At 71.8% G+C, this 1733-nt stretch carries 1 protein-coding gene; it reads left to right on the forward strand.

Going from position 1 to position 1733, the window contains the following annotated elements:
* Positions 1–1733, forward strand: a 1733-nt coding sequence (locus tag IE260_RS40950; protein ID WP_189881010.1) for a SpnB-like Rossmann fold domain-containing protein, incomplete at both ends; no start/stop codon positions are given.

Raw genomic sequence — 1733 nt, forward strand, 5'->3', positions numbered from 1 at the left:
CTCACCGCCATGGCCCAGGACACCCTCACCACCGACGGCCACACCTTCGCAGCAACCCTGCGCCGCGACCGCGACGAGACCCGCGAAGTACTCACCGCACTCGCCCACCTCCACGCGCGCGGCACCACCGTCGACTGGAACGCCTTCTACACCGGCACCGGCGCCCGGCACACCAACCTCCCCACCTACGCCTTCCAACACCAGCCCTACTGGGCATCGGCGCAGCAGGCCGGTGGGGACCCGATGTCGCTGGGGCTGGGTTCGGTGGAGCACCCACTTCTCAGTGCTGTCGTTGCGTCGCCTGACACCGACGGTGTCGTGCTGACCGGTCGGCTCTCCCTGCAGGGACAGACCTGGATCGCCGACCACGACGTACTCGGCACAGTCCTGCTCCCCGGCACCGCCTTCGTGGAGCTGGCGACCCAGGCCGGTGACCACGTCGGCTGCGACGCTCTGGAGGAGCTGGCTCTGCACGCGCCCCTGGTGTTGCCGGAGCACGGCGGGGTTCAGCTGCGGGTGGCCGTCGGGGCCGAGGACTCCTCCGGGAGCCGACGGATCACCATCCACTCGCGCGGCGAGCAGGAGGAGGGGGCCTGGACTCAGCACGCCGACGGCGTTCTCGTGTCCGGCCTCCGGGGGGCGCCGTTCGACTTCGCCCAGTGGCCGCCGCGGGACGCCGAGCCTCTGTCCGTCGAGGGCGGTTACCAGCGGCTGCTGGAGCGCGGCTACGCCTACGGCCCCGTCTTCCAGGGCCTCAAGGCCGCCTGGCGACGCGGCGACGAAGTCTTCGCCGAAGTCACCCTTCCCGAGGAAGCCCACGCCGATGCCCAGCGCTTCGGGATCCACCCCGCCCTCCTCGACGCGGCCATGCACGCCGAGCTGCTGGTGGACGACGGCACGGAGAGCGGAGAGACGGTCCTGCCCTTCTCCTGGAACGGCGTGACGCTGCACGCCGCCGGTGCGACCTCGCTCCGTGTTCGGCTCACCCGCTCGGGATCCGACAGTCTGTCGCTGGCCGTGGCCGACCCCGCCGGTCAGCCGGTGCTCACCGTCGGCTCCCTCGTCTCGCGCCCGGTGCCGTCCGGGCAGATGGGCGCGGGCCGGAGTTCGCTGAACGACGCCTTGTTCCGCGTGGAGTGGGTTCCGGTGGCTGATGGCGTTCCGTCTTCGGGCGAGGTGTCATGGGCCGCCTGGGAGGACATCACTCCCGGGGCGCAAGTACCGGACGTCGTGGTTCTTGACTGCGTCCCAGGCGCCTTCACCGGCACCGGCGGCGAAGCGGCGCGTTCCGCTGCCGGCCGGGCCCTGCAGGTCGTACAGAAGTGGCTCGGGGAGGAACGCTTCGCGCAGTCACGGCTGCTCGTCACGACCCATGGCGCCGTATCCGCCGACGGCGAGGACATCACGGACCTCGCCGGAGCGGCGGTGTGGGGTCTGATCCGTGCCGCCCAGTCGGAGCACCCGGACCGGATCCTGCTCGCCGACGTGGACGCGCCGTTCGACACGTCCGGGCTTCTGGCCACGGGCGAGTCCCAACTCCTCGTCCGTGACGGTCGGACACGAGCGCCACGTCTGGCGCGTGTGACCGGTGGCGACGGTGCCGAGCCGGTGGCCGGCCTCGACGGCACCGTCCTGATCACGGGCGGCACCGGCGGGCTCGGTGCGCTCGTCGCCCGCCACCTCGTCACCCACCACCACGCCACACACCTGCTCCTCACCAGCCGACGAGGCCC

Source organism: Streptomyces viridiviolaceus, assembly GCF_014650995.1.
In the GTDB taxonomy this organism is placed as follows: Bacteria; Actinomycetota; Actinomycetes; order Streptomycetales; family Streptomycetaceae; genus Streptomyces; species Streptomyces viridiviolaceus.